This window comes from Nostoc sp. UIC 10630 (assembly GCF_010747425.1).
In the GTDB taxonomy this organism is placed as follows: domain Bacteria; phylum Cyanobacteriota; class Cyanobacteriia; order Cyanobacteriales; family Nostocaceae; genus Nostoc.
Window position 1 is genome coordinate 130793 of sequence record NZ_JAAGOG010000002.1, and the last position, 24420, is coordinate 155212.

18 protein-coding genes are annotated in these 24420 nt (G+C 39.1%); 9 read left to right on the top strand and 9 right to left on the bottom strand.

Annotated elements, in window-relative coordinates; all coding sequences use genetic code 11:
* Positions 1–14: 14 nt before the first annotated feature.
* Positions 15–533 carry an aldo/keto reductase gene (locus tag G1O98_RS40550; RefSeq protein WP_275941755.1) on the bottom strand — a complete coding sequence of 173 codons (519 nt, stop codon included), beginning with the start codon at positions 531–533 and terminating at the stop codon, positions 15–17.
* A 464-nt stretch (positions 534–997) separates the two neighbouring features.
* Here G1O98_RS40550 and G1O98_RS01360 point away from each other — a divergent pair, with 464 nt between their 5' ends.
* Both G1O98_RS01360 and G1O98_RS01365 read left to right on the top strand, forming a co-directional pair.
* Complete coding sequence (locus tag G1O98_RS01360; protein ID WP_163926822.1) at positions 998–1501, top strand: pyridoxamine 5'-phosphate oxidase family protein; 504 nt, start codon at positions 998–1000, stop codon at positions 1499–1501.
* Positions 1502–1660: 159 nt separating this feature from the next.
* Complete coding sequence (locus G1O98_RS01365; RefSeq protein WP_163926823.1) at positions 1661–2548, top strand: alpha/beta hydrolase; 888 nt, start codon at positions 1661–1663, stop codon at positions 2546–2548.
* 68 nt (positions 2549–2616) lie between these two features.
* Here G1O98_RS01365 and G1O98_RS01370 read toward each other — a convergent pair whose 3' ends face one another.
* Positions 2617–5334: a zinc-dependent metalloprotease gene (locus tag G1O98_RS01370; RefSeq protein ID WP_163926824.1), complete on the bottom strand. Its 2718-nt coding sequence runs from the start codon at positions 5332–5334 to the stop codon at positions 2617–2619.
* A gap of 599 nt (positions 5335–5933) precedes the next feature.
* Positions 5934–6107: a hypothetical protein gene (locus G1O98_RS01375; RefSeq protein ID WP_163926825.1), complete on the bottom strand. Its 174-nt coding sequence runs from the start codon at positions 6105–6107 to the stop codon at positions 5934–5936.
* Positions 6108–6872: 765 nt separating this feature from the next.
* On the opposite strand from G1O98_RS01375, the gene G1O98_RS01380 reads away from it, so the two are divergent.
* Positions 6873–7274 (top strand): hypothetical protein, encoded by a 402-nt coding sequence (locus G1O98_RS01380; RefSeq protein ID WP_163926826.1) that lies wholly within the window; start codon positions 6873–6875, stop codon positions 7272–7274.
* 684 nt (positions 7275–7958) lie between these two features.
* Positions 7959–9407, top strand: a complete 1449-nt coding sequence (locus G1O98_RS01385; RefSeq protein ID WP_167306170.1) for an AAA-like domain-containing protein — start codon at positions 7959–7961, stop codon at positions 9405–9407.
* A gap of 173 nt (positions 9408–9580) precedes the next feature.
* Here G1O98_RS01385 and G1O98_RS01390 read toward each other — a convergent pair whose 3' ends face one another.
* From G1O98_RS01390 to G1O98_RS01405, 4 genes are all read right to left on the bottom strand, one after another.
* Positions 9581–9958 (bottom strand): hypothetical protein, encoded by a 378-nt coding sequence (locus tag G1O98_RS01390; RefSeq protein WP_163926828.1) that lies wholly within the window; start codon positions 9956–9958, stop codon positions 9581–9583.
* A 262-nt stretch (positions 9959–10220) separates the two neighbouring features.
* The gene (locus tag G1O98_RS40555) at positions 10221–10352 is read right to left on the bottom strand and encodes a hypothetical protein (RefSeq protein ID WP_265578571.1); all 132 of its coding nucleotides are present in this window, start codon (positions 10350–10352) and stop codon (positions 10221–10223) included.
* 160 nt (positions 10353–10512) lie between these two features.
* Positions 10513–13266, bottom strand: coding sequence for a CHAT domain-containing protein (locus G1O98_RS01400; RefSeq protein ID WP_163926829.1), 2754 nt, complete (start codon positions 13264–13266; stop codon positions 10513–10515).
* A gap of 204 nt (positions 13267–13470) precedes the next feature.
* The gene (locus tag G1O98_RS01405; protein WP_163926830.1) at positions 13471–13773 is read right to left on the bottom strand and encodes an acylphosphatase; all 303 of its coding nucleotides are present in this window, start codon (positions 13771–13773) and stop codon (positions 13471–13473) included.
* 215 nt (positions 13774–13988) lie between these two features.
* On the opposite strand from G1O98_RS01405, the gene G1O98_RS01410 reads away from it, so the two are divergent.
* From G1O98_RS01410 to G1O98_RS01420, 3 genes are all read left to right on the top strand, one after another.
* A complete protein-coding gene (locus G1O98_RS01410) occupies positions 13989–14366 on the top strand; it encodes a DUF1823 family protein (RefSeq protein WP_163926831.1) in 378 nt (125 codons plus the stop codon).
* A gap of 324 nt (positions 14367–14690) precedes the next feature.
* A complete protein-coding gene (locus tag G1O98_RS01415; protein ID WP_163926832.1) occupies positions 14691–16349 on the top strand; it encodes an alpha-amylase family glycosyl hydrolase in 1659 nt (552 codons plus the stop codon).
* A gap of 200 nt (positions 16350–16549) precedes the next feature.
* Positions 16550–17605: a 3-deoxy-7-phosphoheptulonate synthase gene (locus G1O98_RS01420; protein WP_163926833.1), complete on the top strand. Its 1056-nt coding sequence runs from the start codon at positions 16550–16552 to the stop codon at positions 17603–17605.
* A gap of 657 nt (positions 17606–18262) precedes the next feature.
* On the opposite strand, the gene G1O98_RS01425 is transcribed toward G1O98_RS01420, so the two are convergent.
* Positions 18263–18766: a 2TM domain-containing protein gene (locus tag G1O98_RS01425; RefSeq protein ID WP_163926834.1), complete on the bottom strand. Its 504-nt coding sequence runs from the start codon at positions 18764–18766 to the stop codon at positions 18263–18265.
* 516 nt (positions 18767–19282) lie between these two features.
* On the opposite strand from G1O98_RS01425, the gene G1O98_RS01430 reads away from it, so the two are divergent.
* Positions 19283–19999 (top strand): ROK family protein, encoded by a 717-nt coding sequence (locus G1O98_RS01430; RefSeq protein ID WP_114085806.1) that lies wholly within the window; start codon positions 19283–19285, stop codon positions 19997–19999.
* Between the two features lie 877 nt (positions 20000–20876).
* Positions 20877–21431 (top strand): peptidoglycan-binding protein, encoded by a 555-nt coding sequence (locus G1O98_RS01435; RefSeq protein WP_163926835.1) that lies wholly within the window; start codon positions 20877–20879, stop codon positions 21429–21431.
* 45 nt (positions 21432–21476) lie between these two features.
* Here the strand turns inward: G1O98_RS01435 and G1O98_RS01440 are convergent, their stop codons facing one another.
* Positions 21477–23897, bottom strand: a complete 2421-nt coding sequence (locus G1O98_RS01440) for a sucrose synthase (RefSeq protein WP_163926841.1) — start codon at positions 23895–23897, stop codon at positions 21477–21479.
* Positions 23898–24420 lie beyond the last annotated feature (523 nt).

Sequence of the window (24420 nt, forward strand, 5' to 3'; positions counted from 1 at the left end):
AGCCATGCTGACGGCTAATTATCTAATGCCTGTCCCAAACGCTCTGCACTATAGTTTGAAGCACCAATCGCACGTACTTTTCCCTGACGAATCAATTCTGCGTAGGTTTCAAGGGTTTCTTCAAGTGGAGTGTTTTCATCGTCGATATGCGATTGATATAGATCGATATAATCGGTTTGTAACCTCTGCAACGAGTCTTCCACAGCTTGTTGAATGTGTTTACGAGAAAGCCCTTGGCCTCTAACACCCATATCGTTGCCAACCTTAGTTGCAATCACCACTTGGTCACGATTACCGCGCTGCTTGAGCCATTTTCCTAAAATTGTCTCAGACTCTCCACCTTGATTTCCTGGAACCCACTTGGAATAGACATCAGCTGTGTCAATAAAATTACCTCCAGCCTCTATAAAGCTATTTAAAATCTCAAATGAACTATTTTCATCAATAGTCCAGCCAAATACGTTGCCACCAAAAGATATTGGTGATACTTCTAGTTCTGAACGTCCAAGTTTACGCCTTTGTGTAATGACCATGAGTTTTTCTTAAAACAGTTTTAGAATTACTTGTGCTAACTCAAATTAAAAATACAGTATGCTATTAAAACTACTATAAAGCTATTGATAAACCGTATTTTTAAGAGATGAACGTAGGTTATCACGGAAAATCATGTCAAATCAAGCCTTTTTATCGTTGAGCATTCTTCAGCATACTTGTTCTGGATGTTACCACTTACTTGGTCTGCGTTAACAGTGTTGGCAATATAGCAATCCTACCCAATACTTGTTGGGTTTTTGGGGAAAGGGGAAAAACCTTATATATCAAGTCTTACACTCCTTTTCCTGTTACGCTTTTCTCTTTATCCGAGCAGTATTGCAATTCTACTTATTAAACATCTAAGGAATGGGGATTCACTCAAACTCCAGACAGTAGCCCATCGTAGACATCGCTCAATCACGTTACAATAACTATTTGTTACTAATTAAATGGTAATTTACTTATGAGTCAACTTGAAAAGATTCAAGCTGAGTATGAAAAGTTTACTGAAGAATTTGAGAGTGTAATCATTAGCACCGTGAACGCCCAAGCAATACCAAATGCTAGTTATGCTCCCTTTGTAATGGATAATTCCAAAAACATCTATATTTATGTCAGTGGTCTTTCAACTCATACCAAAAATATCTATACCAATCCTCATGTAAGTGTCTTATTTATCGAGGATGAAGCCAAGAGTAATCTAATTTTTGCCCGTCGTCGTTTGAGTTTTGATTGTACGGCAACTTTGATAGAGCGTGAAACTGACAAGTGGAATCAAATTGTTGAGCAATTTCAAGGGCGATTTGGTGAAATTATCGAGGTTTTGCGCGGCTTGCCTGACTTTCGGATTTTTCAGCTAATTCCTAGTGAAGGGCGTTTTGTAGTTGGTTTTGGGGCAGCTTATCATATTAGTGGCGATAACCTCCATCAACTTGTTCAGATCACAGGAGATAGTAATCAAAAGTAAAAAATGAATTATGAATTAGTTTGACTGTATACAAATTAAATATGAAATAGCTTAGGACAGAAAAATTTTACTTACTCTGATATTTATCGGTAAGCTTAAATTTATACCTTGTGATTTTGCCTTCGGGTAAAGTGCCATTAAACTATACTTTTTAATTTTATGCTTCAGTTTCAACCTCCTGGCTTTGGACATAAACTTATCCATACATCCTTGGGGGCAATGGTTTACTATACCCAAACGAATACACCTTGGGCGTTCGCTGACACTGAAGATTTACCTCCACTACTGTTTCTCCATAACTTTGGTGGTGGGGCATCTGCGTATGAATGGTCTAAAGTTTACCCGGCTTTTGCCTCTAATTACCACATTTTAGCTCCCGATTTAATCGGCTGGGGAGAATCGGCTCATCCAGTCCGGGATTATAAAATTAGGGATTATCTCAGCACGATCGCAGAGTTTATCATCGAAACTTGTCGTCAGCCGGTGACGGTGGTAGCCTCTTCTCTAACAGCCGCTTTTGCTATCCGCCTAGCTATTGTTCAACCCAATTTATTCAAAGCGCTGTTTTTAGTTTCCCCATCTGGATTTGATGATTTTGGGCAGGGTGCTGGACGCAGACTTCCGCTTTCGGTAATCAATACGCCTCTGTTAGACAATTTTATTTATATGCTTGGTGCTGAAAATGAAATTGCAGTGCGAAATTTTTTACAAAGTTTTCTGTTTGCTAAGTCAGAACGAGTATCTCAAGAAATAGTGGATGCTTATTTAACCTCTGCACAACAACCTAATGCCAAATTTTCCGCCTTGGCATTTTTACGGGGCGATCTTTACTTTGATCTGAGTTTATATATTCAGCAACTGACAATTCCCACTGTGATGTTTTGGGGAGAGAAGGCACAATTTACCAATATCAAACTAGGACAACGCTTGGCAAATTTAAATCCAAGGGCAATTCAAGATTTTTATGCGATCGCAGATGCCGGAATATTACCTCATTTAGAAATACCAGAAGTTGTCATTGGTCTATTGCAACGATATCTTCGGTAACTGGGGACTGGGGATTGGGGACTGTGGACTGGGGAAGACGAGGGAGACAAATGACAAATGACAAATGACTACTTAGAGAGTAAATGTGCATTTAATGCTTTGGTGATGCGATCGCCAGAAGCTTCTAAATGGGCTAGGGTGTAAATATCAAGGCTTTCACTCAGTTGTTTGAGTCTGACATCAATAGCTTTTTGCAGTTGGCGCAATTCATACCAAGCTAATGTCCGGCCATCTTCAGGTGTATCGGTAGTACCCAACATCATCTCTAGCAAAATATTCAGATATTCCCGTTGCAGTGAACGACGGATGCTAGAAATTGGCTTTGGTTCTCCTGGGGTTAAAACTTCTGCCCAGATGCCTGTTTGCAGGGTATCAAACAGTTCCGGGATAGAAAGTGCTTCCCCAGGCAGAGTTTTTAATTCTATATCTTGTAAACGATTGAGGCGATCGCTGTCTAATAGCGATCGCAGCACCGCACTTTGGAACTTCAAAATATTTTCGTGAATTGGATAATCAAGGCGGTTGTTAGGTACAGAACTACCCCAATGTTCCCAGCGTGACGGCGCTAGTTTATTGAGCAATTGTGGTGAAAAGCTGAAAGCATTCTCAGAAAAAACATACTCTTGCAATTTTGTCAATGCCTGGCGTTGTTTTAAAAGTGAAACAGGTACAAATGTCCAAGAAGCATTATCACTAGTATGGAGACGCAGAAACGATTGTCCACCAATATATTTGGAAAGCAAGGTGGCGTTCCGAAAATAATATTTAAGCACTCTATTGAATGAGACGCGCAGGTTACTATAGCTTTCTCCTTTTGATAGATAACCCTTATCAAGGCGCTGCCACATAACGCGGGCATTATCCATTTGCCACTGCGAATAAAGTAGCACATTACTACTCATATCCCAGACATTCGCCAAAGGATTAATGTCCCAGATATCCTCATCAGTTGCATAAGACAATTCTGGTTGAGGCGACGCTAGTGCAATCTGCTCTAAAAAACTTTTTTCTGATTCTGGAATTATCCCCTCAAGCGCTGCTGATGGGCTTGTTTTATAACCATATTCAATTGCCCATTCGTCATAAGGCCCAACAACTCCTGGAAAATAGTCACCTTGCTGTACTCCCTGTGGTGCTATATTCACCGGTAGATAGTCCATCACCGAACCCACTAAGCCTTTAGTGTGAGTGATTTCAGTATTATTTAATTCTTCAGGTGCTAACATTGTGCTGCCATGAAAGTTATGGCGCAAACCGAGAGTATGCCCGACTTCGTGAGCAATGAGAGAACGCAAATATTGATGCACATACTCCTTCATCGTTTCACTAGTGGCTGTAGTATTTGGCAAAATTGACAACGCCAGCTTCCCCATCGCAGCTTGATTTGAAGACTCCATACCATAGCAGGACTCAGAGTCCGCTAGAAGAGAATTATTAATTCCTGGCTTTTGGCTTCCCCAAAGGGCTTGACATGGGTTTTTGCCCACCAAAGATGGATTTACTTCCATCAATGCGTGATATTCTTGCTGAATTGATAGCACCATATTGGCATCTACCATAATGTCTGCATCCAATATTTCGCCAGTGAATGGGTTGACGCGCATTGGCCCTCTAGCAAAACCTGCATCCAAAGAGTTGAACCAGCGAATAGTATTGTAATGTACATCTGCCGGTTGCCAATCAGCATCATCTGGCATTTGCTGTACTTCAATAGCATTTTGAAATCCAGCTTTTTCAAATGCTTTGTTCCACATCAAAACACCTTCACGAATCGCATCGCGGTACTCTAGTGGCACAGCATTTTCAATCCAATACACAATTGGCTTTTTAGGTGGAGATAAGGGAGCATTCGGATCGGATGGCTCTAGATGCCAACGATTGATATAACGTACAAATGATTCATGAGGATTCTTATTAGATAAATCTTGAAAAGCAGTAATAAAATATCCCACTCTATCATCAGCAAGTCTGGGAATATAATCATTATTTTCTCTAAGTTGAGAAAAACTATAGTGTACCTTGAGAGTGAGCGCCCTACTATCAGGTACGGTAACTAAATTTGCTCCTTCTAATGATGAAAAACCGTAAATAGAATCAATCTCTATATTTTCTGAGAAGCTGTTAACATCACCAAAATATGACTTGTGTGCATCCAAGCGGTAATCAGCCTGCAAAGAGTACTTCAAAATGGTAGTTAATCCAGGTAAATCCTGCATTAGCAGTTCATTTAGGTCGATCAGAATATTTTCATTCTGTGGATCAATATTGGCTATTTCGAGTGAATAAAGAACAGAGTCGCTAAATGAACGAGCAAGCGATCGCTGTTCTGGACTACTTTCTGCACGAAATTTCACATTCCGCACCACAAAGTGCAATCTATTGTTTACTCGTTGGAAGTAAAAGACAAAATCAGAAAGAGGTAATCCACTATAAATTCCACTTTCCCCAACGCCCGATTCTAATGTCACTATAGCTAGATAGTTTTTATTTAGCTGTTCTGGTTTAATTTCTAAGTAAATTTTTCCCGAATTATCAGTGCAATAAAGTGTGAAGAGTCCCTCTACTTTATTTATCTCTTTGACAACCTGATTAAATCGGCAAAAATTTTCCTTTCTACTCTTAGCAAGATCGTTGTCAGTATTTGCTAAGTTTTCAACTGCTGGGAGTGCATTTACTTGCTGTGCATCAATATTTGAAAGTTGATTTGCTCCTGCATAATCACTACAGATGAACAAGTTATACAGTAATACTATAAAGATTGCTAATTTCCTGATCCAGTATTTCATCCTTTGGCTTTCCAGGTGAAGCAGTTCTCGTATTGAGGAAAAAATGTGGATTAATTTGTCCTCTGCAAGCCCTTCAAATATCTAGGGATTACGGTATAAATCCACTCAGTCAGATAATATCTTTAGCCTAAAAGTCCTGTGACTATTGATTGTTCTTAGTAGCTCTTTAGGAATTCCCATCAATTATCTATCTCTTTAGATAGATAATTTTTATAACTAAAGATATATGTTTTTTTAAACTCTATCTGTATTAAAAACCAAATGTAGCATTAAAAATGTATTTAGTGCTACATTTGGCAGCCGAAGAAATCTTAAGCGAGATTTATAAACAAAGAGTAAAATCTCTAAAAAAGCTTTTATTAAACAGTTAAATGCTTTTTTTAGATGAATTAGGGAAATTTATGATTATCCTAACTGTCTAGTAGCGTTGTCAATTCTTTCTTTTCAATCGTCTTCAAAGCAGTAGCCCAACAAAAATCAGCTTTGTTACCTAGTTCACGTCCAATAGTTTTCGGTTAAGGGGGAAGGGGGAAGGGTTTGAATTTACCTTTCCCCAGACCAAAAGAGCGATTATTGGGTTTATCCGAAAAGTATTGAGTTCATGCCCTTTCGCCAGATTGAGGAAGATTGCTTTGATTCGTTTGGGGAGCCAGGATGAGATAGAGTAGTCTAGCCAACCACAAGCTGATTTGGAATGATTTGCTGTCATTCTGTGTTGCAGCAAAAGCAAGTACACCAATTTCTTCTGGATAAGTGGTGTCAAAATCAAGCAATACATGAAAAATATCGTGGGTGAATAAATATCGCAGAGTAAATAGATTAGTTTGGTAATGTCTTTTAGTTATGGGTTGATATTTAAGGGGTTTAGTTGATTTTTAACCAAAAGTAGCCTTGACGATCTTGACTTAATTAGTTCAAATAATATTCCACTACTGATTGCGATTTGGAGGCAAGCTTGGATAAAATTAAGTACAAAAATAATCAAATTTTAGAATATCAATATCAACAAATTTTAATGAATGTTTGTTAATTATAATTGCTTGAGTTTATGAAAGTTTTTTAGCATCATAATTTCCCTGATTAGATTGACAAAACTTGATAATAATTAGGTGTAGCCCTTTATCTTATTTGTCGTACAATACGGTTTAGTTAGCGTCAAAACCCTTAAATTATGTAGATTTTCTTGAGGAAGTAAACCCAACTTTTTTGGGGTTTTGTTGGGTTGCACTTTGCTTAACCCAACCTCAAATTTTTCTTGATATACTGAAATTTAGCCCTTTATCCTATTTGGAATAACAATTTAATTGCTTCAGCATCGGCTATCTCTCGCTTATTATGTAAACTCTCTAGCTAAAGGCAGTATTGCTGGTTGCTCTTGTACATAAATGAATACAAATATCTATTTGTCTAACAAACCACCTCCTCCGCAAGGTTTAAAAAAGATTTCTTTTTTCTAACTGAGTTATGCCTTTTGCTAGAAGGATAATTACCCTTTTATAGTTAATGTTTATTTGTACTCTAAAAACAAGTGAATTGGCATGATAAATTTAATTTCTAGAAAGATTGGTAACATCAGTTCCATGCTTAAAGGACTTCAGGTAACACGTTTTTTGGCTGTTGTCCTAGTTGGTTTTCTAGTGCTGACAACGAATGTTAATTATGAGCAGGGGCAGAATGATAAAGGCTTAAAGGAGAGAGTCCGCCAACAGGTAGAGCAAAATGATGCTGAAAGACCGAAAACAGTAGGGCAGTGGTTTAAGGATGCTCGTGAAACCGAAGATTCTCCTGGTGAACGACTTCAGAAGATTGGGCAACAGTCAGGAGAAGCCTTTAAAGAGTTTGGAGGTGGATACGTAAAGGGCGCCAAAGAAACTGCTAATGATGTAGGGAACAGTGCAGCACAGACAGGCAAAAATATCTCCAACCAAGTTCGACGCTAAGAGGTTTTTTTAAAAGTGTTTCACTGTAACTTTAGCCACTTTTAAATTCCTCTAATGCCCTTAAATAACGGATTCTAATACTTGGATAACGCCTTTACCCTTACTGGTAAAAGATTGTAGCGTTTTTCAGGTGCATAAAATATAGGTCTTTAGTAGGGGCGTGCAGCTAGCTGTACGCCCCTACTGCGTGTTACATCTCAAAAAATTGCTAATTTTGAGAAGCTTAGGTGGCGTAGCAATACTCCTCGCTTTGTGCATTTTTAACTCAGAGTGCATTTTTAACTCGGAATCGGGTTTGGGTTAAAGGTTTTTCTTTCCCTTTTCCCAAAACCCCAGAAGTCTTGCACTCCAAAATCCAAATCAATACCAGATAAGAAATAACTTTAAGTAATATTTAGGCACTTTGCATAAATAAAGTGAACTATTAAGGCAGTCATTTATTATTTGCAAGTAGTAAAAAACACTTGATGTGTAAGCATCAGCAGCTTACCGTAGTAGAAAGAAAAGAGTTATTTTTGTTTATACCCACTTATCTAAATCTTATAAAATAATTAAGTATCTTTTTTTACCAAAGATTGAACATTTTAATAACAGTTAAGTAACTGTTGAATAACTGTTTTAAAACATGAAACAATGGGGAGATAGTTAAGGCAGTAAAGAAAAAACAGATAGATGATTAGCAATATGAAGCAATCTAAGAGTACGCGAAAGCGAGGAATTGTCCTAACGATCGCTGGATTGAAGCGTTTACAAGCGGCGATTCTGGCTATGGAAAAGGTTCAAAACAATGGCAATCACTTCACTCTAGAAGATTTAGGCGATCGCATGAATGTTTCAACCAAAACCCTGAACCGATTATGGTCGTTGAATACAGGCGTGGATCAAAAAACCTTAAAATTGTGCTTTACCGCCTTTAACCTAGAATTACACAGGGAAGACTACACAATTTTGAGTGAACCGAATACTACTGTAGTCTCTCCAACTCGATTGTCGAGTTTAGATACCGGAGAAAAGAAATTATCCCCGCATTTATCCTTAGAATCCTTTGTTACCCAGCACCATAACCAACTCGAAAATCTTTGGTCATACCCAGATGGCCCCGTAGCTCTAGATTCCCCCTTCTATGTCGAACGTCCTCCCATTGAAGAACTAGTTTATCGAGAAATAATTCAACCAGGCTGTGTGATCCGAATTCGAGCGCCAAGAGAGATGGGAAAAACTTCTCTTGTGTTGCGGCTATTGGCTTTTGCCCAGATGCAAGGTTATCGCGCTGTGAACCTGAATTGCAAGCAAATGGATGCAACCTGTCTGACAGACTTAAACAAGTTTTTGCGTTCTTTTTGCTGGCAAATTGCAACAGAATTAGGCATAGACCCCAAGCTAGATGAAAACTGGGATGAGGAAATAGGCTGTAAATTAAGTTGCAGTTTATACTTACAATCCTACTTACTGAAGCAGAGTAAAAGTCCAGTGGTTTTAGTGTTAAATGAAGTTGACCACTTTTTTGAATATCCTCAAATTGCTCAGGAGTTCTTTGGTTTGTTACGCTCTTGGTATGAAGAAGCGCGACAAGATGCTAACTTGCAGAAGCTTAGGCTACTGGTGGTTTATTCCACAGAAGTTTACGTCTCTCTGGATATCAACCGTTCCCCATTTAATATTGGACTACCAATCCGTCTGCCAGAATTTACTAAGCATCAAGTAGAGTATTTGGCCCAACGGCATGGACTAGACTGGACTTCTCAGAACGAGGTTACGCAACTGATGTCTCTAGTGGGGGGACATCCAGCGCTAATTCGGATTGCTCTGTATTATATATGCTGTCAAGGAATCACCTTAGAGGAAGTAATAGATGAGGCGATCGCTAACGGCGGTATCTACCGTTATCATTTATGGCGACACTGGGCAATTCTGCAAGAAAATTCCAGTTTGGTAAAGGCATATATTGAAGTTGTTAGCTCAAAGCAAAGCGTTTCTTTGAATCCCATTGATGCTCATAAACTCGAAAGCTTGGGATTAATCACTTATGAAGGCGATAGCATCCTACCGCGTTGCCAACTCTACCGCGCTTACTTTAAAAAACAACTAGGTGTTGCTGAATTTGAATATAAATCATTGCAAAAACGTGCTTGAAAAACTAACTATCGGGTACATTTTCTCTCACGCTTCGATGCTTACCGAAATTATGGGCGGAGTTTTTCTTTGCTCAGATTTATCTGGAGCGTGAGCTTTTTTGTCTTGAATTAGCAACACCCAGAACTATCTACATTTTTAAATGATGGCAGATGGAAAAGATTTTAAACTAATTAACTAGCTGACCAATAAAGTTGATAATCCTCGATCAAAAAAGATCCATTATTAGAAGACATTTTGAAAAAGAAGTAATAATCTCCTGGCTCCCAAATACTAAATTCTTGTTCTTGTTCTTGAACAGTAGCTGTCGAGCCACCGTTGGGAATAGTCATGCTAGCAGTTTGTGTTCTGTTCTGCGCTCTGATCAGAAAAACTTCCAGCAGGCAAAAACCCTGTAGTTCGGCAGAATAACGAATTTTGAAGCGGATTTTCCCTCCATCTCGGAGAGTATTTTGAATACAAAAATTTTCAGTTTGAATAGGATTACCAGACAGGTTAATATCTTTATCTTGTGTTAAGATATAGGTATGTTTTTGCTCTAACGAACTCACTAATTTTTCTCCCTAAAAAGAATCAAGTCTATTGAGATAATTGCATTTTTGACAAATAATTTTTACTGTCACGTTGTATTCTGCCGTCATCGCAAACAAAATGCAATGACAGATAAGACAGTTAAGAAAATAGTTAAAAAATTGATTGCAACAAACAAAAATAATTGAAATTGGCAACAAATTTTAAACGTATAGACTACATCTAGGGCAAGGAGCAAGGTGTGGTATAGTCTCTTAATTTGAAAACTACTGTAAGTGTTAACTAAATAGTTGCGACCTCACCAAGATTGCCAAAACTCCATGTTGCCAGTCCTACCACTTGCGGTATCGACAGATTTGGCATTTTCTCTGACACTATTCTTGTCCACTGTTTGAGGTACTCATTTTTTAGCATTTGAGCCTCTGTTTCACTCTTTGAGTCTGCTTTTATTTTCTGACTTTGTGAATGAATACTCACACTCTTGTAAAAAACCTACACCTGTCAGGCAGGGGGCAAGGGGGAGATAAAAATTACCTCTTTCCCCTCTGCTCCCTGCCCCTGCTCCCTTGCCTCTTTATTTCCATTCACCTTGTAGAGTGAAAGGTGCCCAGTAATAGGGTGCGGCATATTTTTGAGTGCGCCATATTTCTATTTGTGCTGTCCGCAAAGCTGCTGCTGGCTTTAATCCTTCTTGCAGCATCTTTTTGTAAAATACCTTCATAAGTTCAGATGTTGCCTGGTCATCTACACTCCACAGGCTAACTACGACTCGCGGGCTGCTTGCATACATAAACCCTCTGGTTAACCCTACCAATCCTTCTCCCTTAACTTCTTCTCCCAGTCCGGTTTTACAGGCGCTGAGTACTACCAGTTCTGCTTGCAGGTTGAGGTTGAAGATATCGTGCAAGCGCAAAAAGCCATTTTGTGGCATTCCCTTGTCGTCAAATAGCGATAACACCACTCCTGATAATTCTGGATGCTTGCTGTTGAGAATGCCATGCGTAGCGAAATGGATGATGCGATATTGACTCAAATTTTCGCTGCTTGCAGTTGTACGACTAGCGTTAAAATCAAAAGCTTGCTTGCGATCGCTAATTGGTACAAGAGAAAGAATTTGCTCGGCTTCTTGACGTGTAAAGCGCAGACGTTCAAAGCTAATGTCTGAGTCTTGGGTGGATCTGGTTAAAGCCAGGTTGTCTAAATTGCTCTCTGGCGCAGTTGGACGAGATACTTGTGCTTTATTTTGGAGACGCTCATCATCACTGTTAAAAATCGGATCTGCCAATACAACTAAGGTTTTAGGAGCAGATTTACGTCCTTTGTGTTCGCTTCTGAGGATAGCTAATGTAGACGCTGAAGGGAGAGTAATGATTTCGTGATTGAGCAGTAATGGTTCATAATTGCGACTGCTACCTGTTGTGAGGGCAGCAAATGGCACATATTGCAAAGCACCATCGCTGGCGATCGCTAAACGTTTCTTTTGCAGTTGCTGGACTACTGGTGCAAGTATTTGTTGAGATAGAGCATCTAGAGACGGACTATGCTTCAGATATGGGGTAGTGATTTCTTGACGGAACTTTTGCACTGTAGCTTCAATCTCTGCACGCTTGGGTAGTTCATAACTGGTGATACTCTTATTAGTAACTGCCCAAAGATAACTGCGCTTTTCCCCCAAAGAATATTCTAAAAGCAGAGTGTTTTCATCAAGTACTTGCTGTTGAATTTGCACGAGTGAGAGAGGCTGAGGTTGAGTCAGCGCTGCATAACGCGGACTAGTGGCACGAATTTGTGCCTGGACTTGTTTATACTGTTCTAGAAGTACCTCGGTGTCTTCTTCTAAAGCTTGCACCTGCGCTTCGGTATGCTTACCGCCTAATACTTGTATCCGACGTTTTTCTAAAACATCGAGTTGTTGCTGCAAGTTATGTTCTTGAGCAAGTAACTTTGGCTCTACACCTTGGCGAATATCAGCGTTGGCTTCTGCAAGTAGTTCCAAAAGGCTGCGGGCGCGGGCGCGTTCGCTGGCTTGCAGTGCTAAAGCATCATATCCTTGAGATGGTTGCTGTTTGTGTAACTGCATCAGCAAATCGACATAAAACTCATAATAATTCTGCACTGTGGCAAAATAGGAAGTGCGGAGTTCCTGAGAGTCAATTTTGATACGAAGGTCTTCAACAATTTTGATGACTCTCTCTATCTGAGTCAGGGCAGACTGAAAATTGCCTGCGTCGTGTTGAACAAAAGCGATGTTATAGAGTGTACGTGCTTCCCTTGCTTTGTTCCCTGTCTGTTGATATAGCAGCAAAGATTGGCTGTAATAATCTAGCGCCTTTTGGTGTTCTCCTAAATTTGAGTAAGCTTTGCCAATATTGTTTAGAGCAGTTGCTATCCCTCCTTTGTCTCCCGCCTGTCGGTATAAAATCAGGGCTTGGCTAAAGTATGAGAGTGCTTTTTGCTGTTCTGCTAACTCTAAATAAACTGTGCCAATATTGCTCAGAGCAGTTGGTATTCCTTCTTTCTCTGCGTCTTTAGCCTGTTGGTATAAAGACAGGGCTTGGCTGAAGTATGAGAGTGCTTTTTGCTTCTCTCCTAAATCTAAGTAGACTTTGCCAATGTTGTTCAGAGTAGTCGCTATCCCTGCCTTGTTTCCCACCTGTCGTTTGAGAGACAGCGATTGGTTGTAGTAATCCAACGCCTTTTGCTTTTCTCCGAGGAAATGGTAGACGGAGCCGATATTATTGAGGCTAATAGCTTCACCATTTTTGTCTCCCACTTGTCGCCTTAAGGATATGGATTGGTTGTAGTAATCCAGCGCCTTTTGCTTTTCTGCTAACTCTGAGTAGATTTTGCCAATGTTATTTAGCGTAGTACCTTGGGCTTGCTTGTCCCCCACTTGTTCAGATAGAGGTAAGGATTGCTTGTAATAATCCAGTGCCTTCTGCTTTTCTCCTAAATTTGAGTAGATTTTGCCAATATAAACGAGGGTGTCAGCTTCTAAGGAGCGTAGGTTTTGCCCATTGGAGCGATCGCTCGCTTGACGATATAGTAAAAGTGCTTGCTCAAATTTTGCGATCGCTTTTAACAGAGATTCTGCTGTTCCTTGCTGATATAGTTGCTTCCCTTCTTGATATGCAAGTTTAGCAACAGCCAGAGTTGCATCTGGCGAACTTGTCTGCGTCATCTGTGCAACATTTACCGCCTGCTGTCTAGCAATTGCCACATTTGATTCTGAAAATAACAAAATGCTGCTAAAAAGAATAATACTGCGACCTGTTACCAAGGGCAGAAATTGCCATTGTCTTGAGTCACATACCTTAAATTGAGTCATATACATCTGCGGTTTCTATAGCTGATTAGATTTAGAATTCCCAAAATCAAGCAAAAAACCGTAGATTAACTCATTGTATGGCGATCTGGCAGCGATTTTCGCAAGCAAAAGCTACCTCAACACACGATTCTATATCCTCTATGGAGCAGATTATATATGAGTTGAGCCAAGACCAGGAGACACAATAGAAGATGTTCTAACTCTCTAATCAACCCGCTTAACTTCAAATCCCCGCAACCCTTCCGGTACTTCATACTCAACGACAACATCTTTAACCACAGCAGCAGGTGGCCCAGAGTGACACCAGCGAACCATATCATCTACAACCTCTCGCGCCCCTTCAAAGACTGCCTCTACTCGATTATCAGGGAGATTTCGCACCCAACCGGTTAATCCCAACTGGCTAGCTGTATCGACAGTGGAATAGCGATAACCCACTCCTTGGACTCGGCCAGAGATGAATACATGGGCGCGAATGATCTTTGGCAGTGCTGTAGAATTCTGCATAAACTGGTCTAATCTTTACGATTCCAGTTTACCTAGTTTGTGTATACACAATCTGTTTTTAACTCTAAGCGTCATACCTTGAAGGTGCGATCGCAATTATCCCTATCTTTGGGAGTGTAGCAGAGTAATGATAAAGTATTTTTCACTACTCTGCTAATTGTTGTGAATTTAATTAAGTAGTAGTCCGTTTTTCAACCTGGAATTTTGAATTGCTTATGTCTAACCTGCCACCACTCAATACAGCAACAATTTGGGCAATTCTTGACGATAAACTTGATGATGCCACAGTCAACCAGTTGCTATGGCATTATTTAGGCTATCGCTATGATTCTTCAACTGCACAATGGGACACTAGCCAAGTTGCACCAGAATGGCAAGAGGATTACCCACAACCACCAAATTTCATAGAATCTCGCCCTGCAACAGTGAAGTTAACTCGTTCCATCCCTGCTGAAAACAAACAAATGCTAAAAGAAAAGCTGGGTTTCAAAGGGTACAAAATTGGTGAATTTGGGCCACGGCAAACTCGCAGAGCAACGGCGGCTAATTGGTTTTTAAGTTATTTACAACAAACTAACGGCAAAATTGAATAATCTGATACAGCAGATATTTAGACAAAAACATATTTTTTTTACTAAATATCTGCTATTTAAAAAAAATCATAAAAAGTCATTAGCTTATTTATATAAATTTTGTAGCTTGATTAATAGTATTTAAACTTTAGTAGTTTTTTAGGTTAAAAATAAATGCGATAAACAGTCAAAAATCGCCAAAAAATAGTAATTTTTATAAAATATTTATAAACTCATCCTCAAGAGAGAAGCGCTGGTTAAATAATTATTTCTCTAGACCGATTTGTAAATTCAATTAAGCATCAGAGAATACGTCTATCAACCCTTGATATTACAAACACTTCTATGGCAAAGCCAATTGAATTTAATTTATTTGCACCATACAACAAAGGAGCCGCATTAATTGGTTCTTTTTCTGATTGGCAAGAAATACCAATGGAAAAAGGAGATGATGGCTATTTTCGTACAAGTGTTGAACTAGAAGACGGCGTTTATAAATATAAATTTCGCATCCAGTCAAATTCATGGTTTTTTGAACCAGAACAATGGGTTGATGTTACAGACCCTTATGCAACTGATATAGATGAACTGAGTGGAAAAGATGATAGTGTTATCCATGTAAAAGATGGTGAAAGAATTACTGATACTTATGTCTGGCAACATGATGATAAACCTTTACCTGCTGACAAAGAATTAGTAATTTATGAATTACACGTTGGTGACTTTTCTGGTGGCGAGGATGATCCTTATGCACGAGGTAAATACAAACATGTCATTGAAAAGTTAGATTATTTGTGTGAACTAGGAGTCAATGCTATTGAGTTGATGCCACTTAAAGAATATCCTGGTGATTATAGTTGGGGTTATAATCCTCGCCACTTTTTTGCAACAGAATCAAGCTATGGTTCTACTGCTGAGTTAAAAAAATTGATTGATGAGTGTCATGGTAGAGGAATTCGTGTGATTATTGACGGTATTTATAACCACTCAGAAGCATCTGCTCCCCTAACACAAATTGACCACGATTATTGGTATCATCATGAACCCCGTGACCCTGATAATAACTGGGGGCCTGAGTTTAATTACGAACATTATGATGAAAAATTAGAGATTCATCCAGCGCGGAAATTTATTGGTGAAACAATTCGTTTCTGGATTCAGGAATATCATCTTGATGGTATTCGTTATGATGCAGCACGGCAAATTGCTAATTACGACTTCATGCACTGGATTGTTCAGGAAGCTAAAAAAACTGCTGGTGCAAAGCCTTTTTACAACGTTGCTGAACACATTCCTGAAACTACCAGCATTACCAATGTAGACGGGCCAATGGATGGTTGCTGGCATGATAGTTTCTATCACTGCATTCTAGAACATATCTGCGGTGATACATTTGATTTAGAGCGTCTCAAAGATGTCATTGACTGCAAACGCCAAGGCTTCTTGGGTGCTACGAATGTAGTAAATTACCTCACCAACCATGACCATAACCACATTATGGTTGAATTGGGGAACCGTGAGATTTTTGACGAAGAAGCCTTTAGACGGGCTAAATTAGGAGTTGCCATCCTAATGACTGCTGTTGGCGTACCTTTGATTTGGATGGGAGAGGAATTTGGTGAGTACAAACCCAAACAACCTGAATCATCAAAAATTGATTGGACTCTGTTAGGTAACGATCTCAATCGTAGTTTATTTGAATCATACAAAGGCTTAACCAACCTGCGTAAAAGTAATCACGCCCTCTACACAGAAAATATTGACTTTATCCACGAAAATCCAGAGGCAAAAGTATTAGCTTATACTCGTTGGAATGATGAAGGTTCTCGTGTAGTCGTAATCGCAAATTTCTCAGAAAACTTCCTAGCTGGCTATCATGTTCCTAATTTTCCTAGTGCTGGTACATGGCACGAATGGACAGGCAATTATGATGTCGAATCTGGTGATGATGGTATACTAACTGACTTAGGGCCATACGAAGCCAAAGTGTTTGTATGGCAGTAATTATATACACTAATACTGAGTCAGTAATCCAATAGCAAAAAGAAAGGGGGGAAATATTCTCCCCTTTTTAAGTTATTACATTTCCGGAATACAGTGTAATTAGAAATTTGTCAAGCACAAAATAAGCTATTTTAAAATTTCATTGGTTTGTGTTACACTTTTGAGTTGAAGTGCGTATATAAAATTGCCAAAGCATCCCCATGCACAACAAATTATTTAATACTAATATCGACAACGCTAACATTGAGAACGATCGCATTTTATTAACTCCCAATGAAATAAAATCAAAATTACCTTTAACACAATTAGCTGAACAAAGAGTTTTAGCATACAGGCAGGAAATAGAAGATATCCTGGATTTTCAGGATCGGAGAAAGTTTATAGTAGTTGGCCCATGCTCAATCCACGACCCAAAAGCAGCGCTCGAATATTCTGAAAGGTTGAAAGCCTTGTCTGAGACAGTTCAGGATAAGCTGCTACTAATAATGCGTGTATACTTTGAAAAGCCAAGAACAACCGTCGGTTGGAAAGGATTAATTAACGATCCAGATATGGATGATTCTTTCCATGTAGAGAATGGTTTATTAATTGCACGCGATCTATTATTAAAAATTACAGAATTGGGATTACCTGCGGGTACAGAAGCACTAGATCCGATCATACCTCAATACATTAGTGAACTGATTACATGGTCTGCTATTGGGGCACGCACGACCGAATCACAAACTCACCGTGAAATGGCAAGTGGACTTTCGATGCCTGTGGGTTTTAAAAACGGTACTGATGGCAATATTCAAGTAGCTTTGAATGCCCTACAATCAGCTAGAAACCCGCATAATTTTCTGGGAATTAATCAAAACGGACAAGTCAGCGTCTTTCAAACTAAAGGGAATGGCTATGGTCACGTAATTTTAAGAGGTGGTAGTCAACCCAACTTTGATGCAGCAAATGTCAAATTAGTAGAAGATAAATTAAAACAGGCGAATTTACCACCAAGAATTGTTATCGACTGTAGCCACGGAAATACTAATAAAAATTACAAATTACAAGGTGCTGTTTTAGAAAATATTATTCAGCAAATAGTAGATGGTAATACATCAATAGTTGGCATGATGCTGGAATCACATTTGTATGAAGGTAGTCAACCAATTACTGGTAAAGAAGAATTAAAATATGGAGTTTCTGTAACTGATAAATGTATTAGTTGGGAAGAAACCGAAAAAATTATTTTGGCTGCTTACGAAAAACTTAAGTAAATACCATAATTGGGATTTTCACAGGGTTTGAATCTTAATCACCAACGCTTGTAGTAATAACGTGTAAAACTTTACACGTTATTTAGTGTCTATCAGAAACGGCTATGAACACAATAACTTTTTTGCTTTCCTCGTTTTTCCTATAGATGCTGTTTCATATCTATTGGTATTGTGATATCAGTCTATTATTATTTGCTGTAAGAATAAATCTCGGTTTTCCAGCCAGATATAACCCAATACGGTTCAGTTAAGAAAAATAGTAGATTGCGTTGAGGAATAGCGAAACCCAAGCTACACCACTTTTAGTTTTTACCCTTAACTAAACCGTATTTAGGTATAATCTGGCTTATCTAATCTTTTACAACTCCAAAATATTGTTAACTGCTTCACCTACTATTATCTGAAAAGTACTTGTAGATAAAATCATCTTTCAGACTATTGATAGACTCTCATCTCAGTATAAAGATAGAAACAATACTTTTAGCCAATCATGTAATATCAATTTTAATCCTAATAATTGCTGTGTTTCTTTAAATTTTATTTAAGTGATGTTACACAACAAATGTAGGTAGCGGTAAATATTACCCCGTTTCTCCTGCGGGGTTTTTCTTTGAGTTACCGATGTCTACAGAGAGTTACCTTAGCCAAGCAAATCTACTAAGCCTGTAATACCTTAAACCACTTATTCAAAACTGTGCTGATGGTTTTCTTAATCTGATGATTACGGCTCCACTTCTGGAATGCTATTTCATACTCTTCGCCTTTGATTTGAAAAGTATTCCATATATCCAGCCCTACAGGTAATCCGCAGAATAGCAAAATGTACAGCGACCAAGAAATTCCGCCACCAGTTAGTAAATTTAACAGTATAAAAAAGCCATTAAAAATTGCATAATTCCCTAGACGCTTCTGAAATCTTCTAATCCGGTAAGCGTCAAAAGCTTTTCGCTGTTGGACTTGACCTTGTTGTACTAACCAGTCGCGCTCGGCTAATTTTAAAGAATCAGGTGAAATTTCTAACTCAGCAGCAATTTCTAATATCTGCTCATAAGAAAATTCTGTATTTTTGTCATTAGCTTGACGAGCGATCGCTAAGTGTAGAATTTGTTGGACATCTTCTTGGCTATAAGAGCGGATGCTTTGGGGTTCAAACGCCGTCATAATTCTTTCTCTTATTATTACTTTTAATAGAAATTTGCTGCACGATAGATTTTAAGCAGCTATGCCAGTACTATTTCCATTATCTCTACATTAGCAAATATGGATGTTGTCGTGCGTCTAATGTGTTGATATACTACTCAGGACTCAGGACTAGTAGTCTGCCAACCCAAAAATGCGCTTGTGAGGTCTAGGGAAAGGGGAAAGGGTAAGGGATTTAAAACCTTTCCCCCTTACCCTTTACCCCGCCAAGTTACGAAAGCGAACTACTAGTAAACTGTGGTTGTCGATAGGGTTGGCACTCTCCAGGCTGGAGCGTCTTTGTGAGGAGCAGGGTAGCCACGAACGATTCTTTAATCTTAAGACATAAGTTGCTCAAACCTTGCTGGCGCTAAGTTGAGTAGAGAACTCATCTCTTCCACTTTCCTCTCAATATAAAGACTCTCCAAATATCCGAATCCGATCGGATGCACCAGAGCATAATATCGAAAGAACAAGCATTAACAAGGATGTAACTCAATGGTTGAAGAAAATGGATCGATTCGTACCCTATCGGTTGATATTGGTGGTAGTGGCGTTAAGGCTATGGTTTTAGATATTACGGGAAGTCCTGTAACAGAAAGAGCGCGTTTAGATACACCTCAACCTGCTACACCAGATGTTGTAATTAATGCAATTGTTGTGTTAGCTGCTGCTCAAGGTGAATTTCATCGTGTTTCGGTGGGTTTTCCTGGCGTGGTTCGATGTGGAGTCACGGAAACGGCAGTAAACTTACATCCAGATTGGATTGGATTTGATTTGGAAACAGCATTATTAAAACACTTAAACAAGCCTGTACGGGTGATTAATGATGCAGACATGCAGGGGTTTGGTGCGATCGCAGGTAAAGGTGTAGAACTGGTGATTACTCTCGGTACAGGGTTTGGTTCAGCTTTATTTGTAGACGGGAAGTTAGTACCAAATATGGAAATGGGACATCATCCATTTCGCAAAGGAGAGACTTTTGAGCAGCAGTTAGGGCGTGCAGAGTTAGAAAAAATTGGTGATAAAAGATGGAATAGGCGTTTAGAAAAGGCGATCGCATCCTTACAACATCTGTTCAATTATGATTACCTTTACATTGGCGGTGGTGAAGCTGTAAGAGTGAATTTTCAGCTACCTTTAAATGTAAAACTCATCCCTAATATTACTGGTTTATTAGGTGGTATTGCTTTGTGGCGAGATGAAAAAAGGTAAAAAGTTTTTCAACATCCACAACTAAGCGTACTAAGCAATGTCTAAGGGCGAGCTATACCTACGCGCTTATAAGGTGCATCCTTTCTTAACATTTAAAAATGTTATAAAAATTAACACACGTTAAGCAGAGAATTGTATACACATTATTTACATTGCTACCATGTAACTTTGTCATCCAGTAGTCTCAACTCTAGTTTAAATTCAAGACCGTACAACAACGTTGTGCGGTTTCATCTTCTTGAGGTCGAAGTATGTGTTTTCTGAGAATAGGGCGAAGGAGCCATATAAATTCAATTACAAAGCAAATATTTAGGAAACATAGCTGAATTTTTCCAGATTAAAGTTGACAAAACTAGATAATGGTGTGACGACCAGCATGTATCCTGCGATATAAAAGTGAATGATAAAAAGTTGATAACCCCCTCTAAAGGAGGACAAATTGTTTAAAATCAAGAGTTTATCATTATTGTCAAATCTTGCATTGATAAATGCTTAAAAAACAGACTCAGAGAATTCACAGGATTTTTGCTGGTAGTATAAATATGCTAAAAGTAGCATCAGCATATCAAGCATGAGCCAAAGGTAACGAGAAAAATTTCTTTGATGGCATTCCCAGAGAATCATATAGTATGTTATTGTCTAAACCGTTGATTTAAATAGCATATCTTAGAAGTTCGTGGCTTGATTGAAGATAAAAAAGGCACAAAAATAATAATATTAGTCTCATTAGATGAAATCGGAGGTGAGCAAATATGAGCATGATAATATTATCTGAAAAATTAGTACATGACTTTTTTATTTAGTCAGTATGTATTATCCTGAACAGCAGCAATGTTGTTAGTTAAAAGAAATATTGGTTAAAGTAAAATGAACTACAATGACTGAAATTGGCCTGATGATGACGGGCGTATTAACCATAAGACAAGCATTTGGAACCAATTTGCCACGACAGCAATTAGTTCAGATGGAAAATGACGAAAAGCAGTCAAAACAGAATGAGTCGGAGATAACTGCTCAAGTCACACCACCTGAATTTATACAGACAGATGAGATTTCCCAGGCTTCTCCCTCAGCGATCGCACTAGAGAAAGGACATATACTTCAGAAAATCAGCAAAAATAATCAGTTCCTAGCTTCTTCTAACTTAGGTAAGTCTAAAAAGCATTCTCAGTCTGTAGGCCAAGTCCGCATCAAGGCTACAGGACGTTTCCAGAGGTTTAGTAGCCAACCGATGCCGACTCTTTATTTCGGTAGCTCTGGTCTTGCTGTCAGAGTCTTACAACGGCTATTAGTGGCTAACGGTTATGCCGTAAGAGTGGATGGGATTTATGGCGCACTGACAGAAACTGCTGTCAAAGCCTTTCAAAACCAGCAGAATTTAGGAACGGATGGAATAGTTGGTCAGCGAACTTGGCGGGCTTTGACAACTTAGTCATTTGTCCTTGACCATAACAAATGACTAATGACAAATGGCAAATTACCGATACTTATGCTGCTCTAATAGTTGTTGCGCTCTTGGCTTATAAATTAAATAGAACAAAGCCTCAAGATAACGTAACAAATCTTCCCGATTCTCCTTCGAGGTAAAGTTCCAGAAGCCATAAATCCGTGCTAATGATAACAGCTTGGTAGTGTGAATTTTCCAAGTATAGGTGCTGTAGACTCGATCAATTCCTCGCTGCGAAATTTCATTCCAATAGTTAGGATTCTGTTCGCATTTAGTAATGAAGTCCACAATTTTTGTGGCTGTCTCATCTAAATTTGTTGGGTTAATCAAAAAGCCATTAACTTTATCTTGAATAATCTCTAGTGGCCCACCAAACTGTGTCGCAAAAGTTGGTAATCCTGAAACCATCGACTCTAAAATTGTCAAACCAAAAGCTTCAAATAAAGCTGGTTGTACAAAAATTCCCTGATGATCGGCAATAACTCGATAAATTTCACCAGAATCGGTTTTAGTTAGGCGCACACCCAGCCAACGAATCTTCCCGTGGAGATTGTACTCCTCAATGATTTGGTAGAGTTTGATAATTTCGTCACGTTCTTCGTTGTCGCCTGATTCTTCGACGCGCAATTTACCCGCCACCAAAATTAAATTGCAATGCTCTTGTAATTCTTTACTTTGACCATAACATTCAGCTAAACCTGTGAGGTTTTTGATGTGGTCAAGACGCGCCATTGAGAAGAGAGGGCGCTTGTTAGGATCGTCGAGTTTGCCAAATATTTGCGTGGGGTCTTCCAGAGTAAAGAGTGTTTCTGCAAGACGTTGGCGATCGCTCTCGACTCTATCTTTACTCCGTGTGTAGGGGAAGTAATTATTTTCGTTTACTCCAGGCGGTACAACATTAAATTTGGGACTAAATAATTCAATCCCATTGGTTACATGATACAACTCCGGCATCGTGAAGCACTTATAAGACTCGTACTGTCCAACGCTATCCGGTGTTCCCACAATTTCTTGGTAGGTGCTACTGATCACAAAATTGGCAGCATTCATCGCAATCAAGTCAGCTGTGAATTGCAATGAAAAATGATATTTATCCTCTAATTCTTGCCAGTAGAGGTTACTGAACAAGTATTTAGATTTTTCCAAAGCATGGGCAACATTGCATTGAGTAACTTTCAGCCGTCGCGCCAGTAAGAATGCTACTAAATTCCCATCAGTATAGTTGCCAACTATTAAGTCAGGTGTGCCTTGAAATTCTGCCCGTAGTTCTCTTTCTGAGTCAATGGCGAAAGTTTCTAGATAAGGCCAAAACTCAAACCGGGAAATCCAGTTTTGAGTCATGTTAGGATTAAAATCCCGTAAAGGCACTCGCAAAATCCAGGCATTTTCGGTACCGTGGACTTTTTCTAGCCGTTGATTACAAAGAGTGCCATCACTATTGGGAATCAAGCGGGTAAGAATAATTACCTTTGGCTCGACATTCAATTTCTCTAAACCAGCTAGCAACACATCTTCTTGTAGCTGCTTCTCTAGGCTCTTAGCCTGGTCAAGGACGTAAACAACCTGACCGCCAGTATCGGGACGACCCAATACTCCCTCTTGCCCAAACCAGCCGTGAGCCGACACCAAGACGATTCTAAAAATCATCGGGATACGAGAAATGAAGGCTTCTAGGGTCTGGGGGTCGGCAGAATCAATCAATTCATCGAGAATATTTAAAGTTTCCCGCACACGTGCTGCGGTGTTACCCCAACCCGGCTCAAAACCCATTGACTGCAATTGGAACCGGAATTGTTCGTAGGGTTCATCTTCGGGGCGATTATTAACAAAGCCGATAGCTTTCTTAACTTGCTCGGAAAGTTGCTGCTGCGATTGAATGCGATCGTTGACTAGCAGTTGGACACCGTTGTAATGGTGCAGACGCAAGAAATTTAATAGGCTGTCCAGCAATTGCTTGGAGTCTTGAAATATTTTGCTAGATAGATAGCGGTTGAGAAATTGTACCCCTTTACCAATATTTTTGGGGTCGCGGATGATTGGGGTATAGTCGTAAAATGGGCCAAAGTCCAATTCTAGCAAGTCGCCGTCGTTGGGATGAAATTTGTTCACCAAGCGATCGCGCAAATCCAGCAAATCCTGTACGGTCATCGGCTCAATGCTCAAGTCTGATGTTAACCAATAAACTTCTTGGCTAGCAATCTTCGAACGGATGATGAAACAGAAGTTGGAATCTTCCTGAATAATTTCCTGAGTATAGTAAATCAGTTTGCCTAACTCAGAGGTAGTGTAATAAGCCTCTGGTTTCTGGGACTTTGAGCAATACTCACTATATACATTGAGTATGTCGTTCCGCAGCAAGTACTTCTTTTCTTGTTGGCGTAATTCACTAAGAAAGGAACGCAAATCACTTCTTTCTTCACTATCTAAGACTGCTTGAAGCAATTCAGACATGGCAACTCCACTAAATGACGATGTTTGCATTGTTGATTTTCAAGGCGAGACGAAATAAGCCTCTACCTTTTGTTAGACCAGATATAAACACGAAATAATACAGATAAATATGATTTATCTGTGTGCCTACAAGTATCAAATTATCAACAGGTACTTAAATCAGGTTCTACTTTACTTAAAGTATCTATGACTCAGTATTTTTGGCTCTAACTAAAGGAATACAATTTTTATTTCTTTTGAAAGATGTTATGAAAAAACTTCATAGCAATATAGGCACAATCTCTTATGCCTTAAAATTATTGATTTAATCTTTACTATATAATTTATTCGCGTGCGTATATCTGATAATTATCAGTCCGATATATCAAAATTTAGATAAAAACTTCTGTAACCCTTGTAAGTCAATACTTTTTTCGGTTTCCCCAGGATGCTAATATTCATTTTTTTAGTGGGGGAGATGATATAATATGCAAGTTTGAGCGTCGCCAACATTCTGAGAATTCCCATATAGATTATTCTATAG

What these genes read in the sequence shown, in the direction of transcription:
- G1O98_RS01365 (WP_163926823.1), top strand. Translation starts at nt 1,661, where the DNA reads ATGCTTCAGTTTCAACCTCCTGGCTTTGGACATAAACTTATCCATACA.
- G1O98_RS01415 (WP_163926832.1), top strand. Translation starts at nt 14,691, where the DNA reads ATGGCAAAGCCAATTGAATTTAATTTATTTGCACCATACAACAAAGGA.
- G1O98_RS40555 (WP_265578571.1), bottom strand. Translation starts at nt 10,352, where the DNA reads ATGCTAAAAAATGAGTACCTCAAACAGTGGACAAGAATAGTGTCAGAG.
- G1O98_RS01405 (WP_163926830.1), bottom strand. Translation starts at nt 13,773, where the DNA reads ATGCAGAATTCTACAGCACTGCCAAAGATCATTCGCGCCCATGTATTC.
- G1O98_RS01420 (WP_163926833.1), top strand. Translation starts at nt 16,550, where the DNA reads ATGCACAACAAATTATTTAATACTAATATCGACAACGCTAACATTGAG.
- G1O98_RS01380 (WP_163926826.1), top strand. Translation starts at nt 6,873, where the DNA reads ATGATAAATTTAATTTCTAGAAAGATTGGTAACATCAGTTCCATGCTT.
- G1O98_RS01370 (WP_163926824.1), bottom strand. Translation starts at nt 5,334, where the DNA reads ATGAAATACTGGATCAGGAAATTAGCAATCTTTATAGTATTACTGTAT.
- G1O98_RS01400 (WP_163926829.1), bottom strand. Translation starts at nt 13,266, where the DNA reads ATGACTCAATTTAAGGTATGTGACTCAAGACAATGGCAATTTCTGCCC.
- G1O98_RS01440 (WP_163926841.1), bottom strand. Translation starts at nt 23,897, where the DNA reads ATGTCTGAATTGCTTCAAGCAGTCTTAGATAGTGAAGAAAGAAGTGAT.
- G1O98_RS01430 (WP_114085806.1), top strand. Translation starts at nt 19,283, where the DNA reads ATGGTTGAAGAAAATGGATCGATTCGTACCCTATCGGTTGATATTGGT.
- G1O98_RS40550 (WP_275941755.1), bottom strand. Translation starts at nt 533, where the DNA reads ATGGTCATTACACAAAGGCGTAAACTTGGACGTTCAGAACTAGAAGTA.
- G1O98_RS01410 (WP_163926831.1), top strand. Translation starts at nt 13,989, where the DNA reads ATGTCTAACCTGCCACCACTCAATACAGCAACAATTTGGGCAATTCTT.
- G1O98_RS01385 (WP_167306170.1), top strand. Translation starts at nt 7,959, where the DNA reads ATGAAGCAATCTAAGAGTACGCGAAAGCGAGGAATTGTCCTAACGATC.
- G1O98_RS01425 (WP_163926834.1), bottom strand. Translation starts at nt 18,766, where the DNA reads ATGACGGCGTTTGAACCCCAAAGCATCCGCTCTTATAGCCAAGAAGAT.
- G1O98_RS01360 (WP_163926822.1), top strand. Translation starts at nt 998, where the DNA reads ATGAGTCAACTTGAAAAGATTCAAGCTGAGTATGAAAAGTTTACTGAA.
- G1O98_RS01435 (WP_163926835.1), top strand. Translation starts at nt 20,877, where the DNA reads ATGACTGAAATTGGCCTGATGATGACGGGCGTATTAACCATAAGACAA.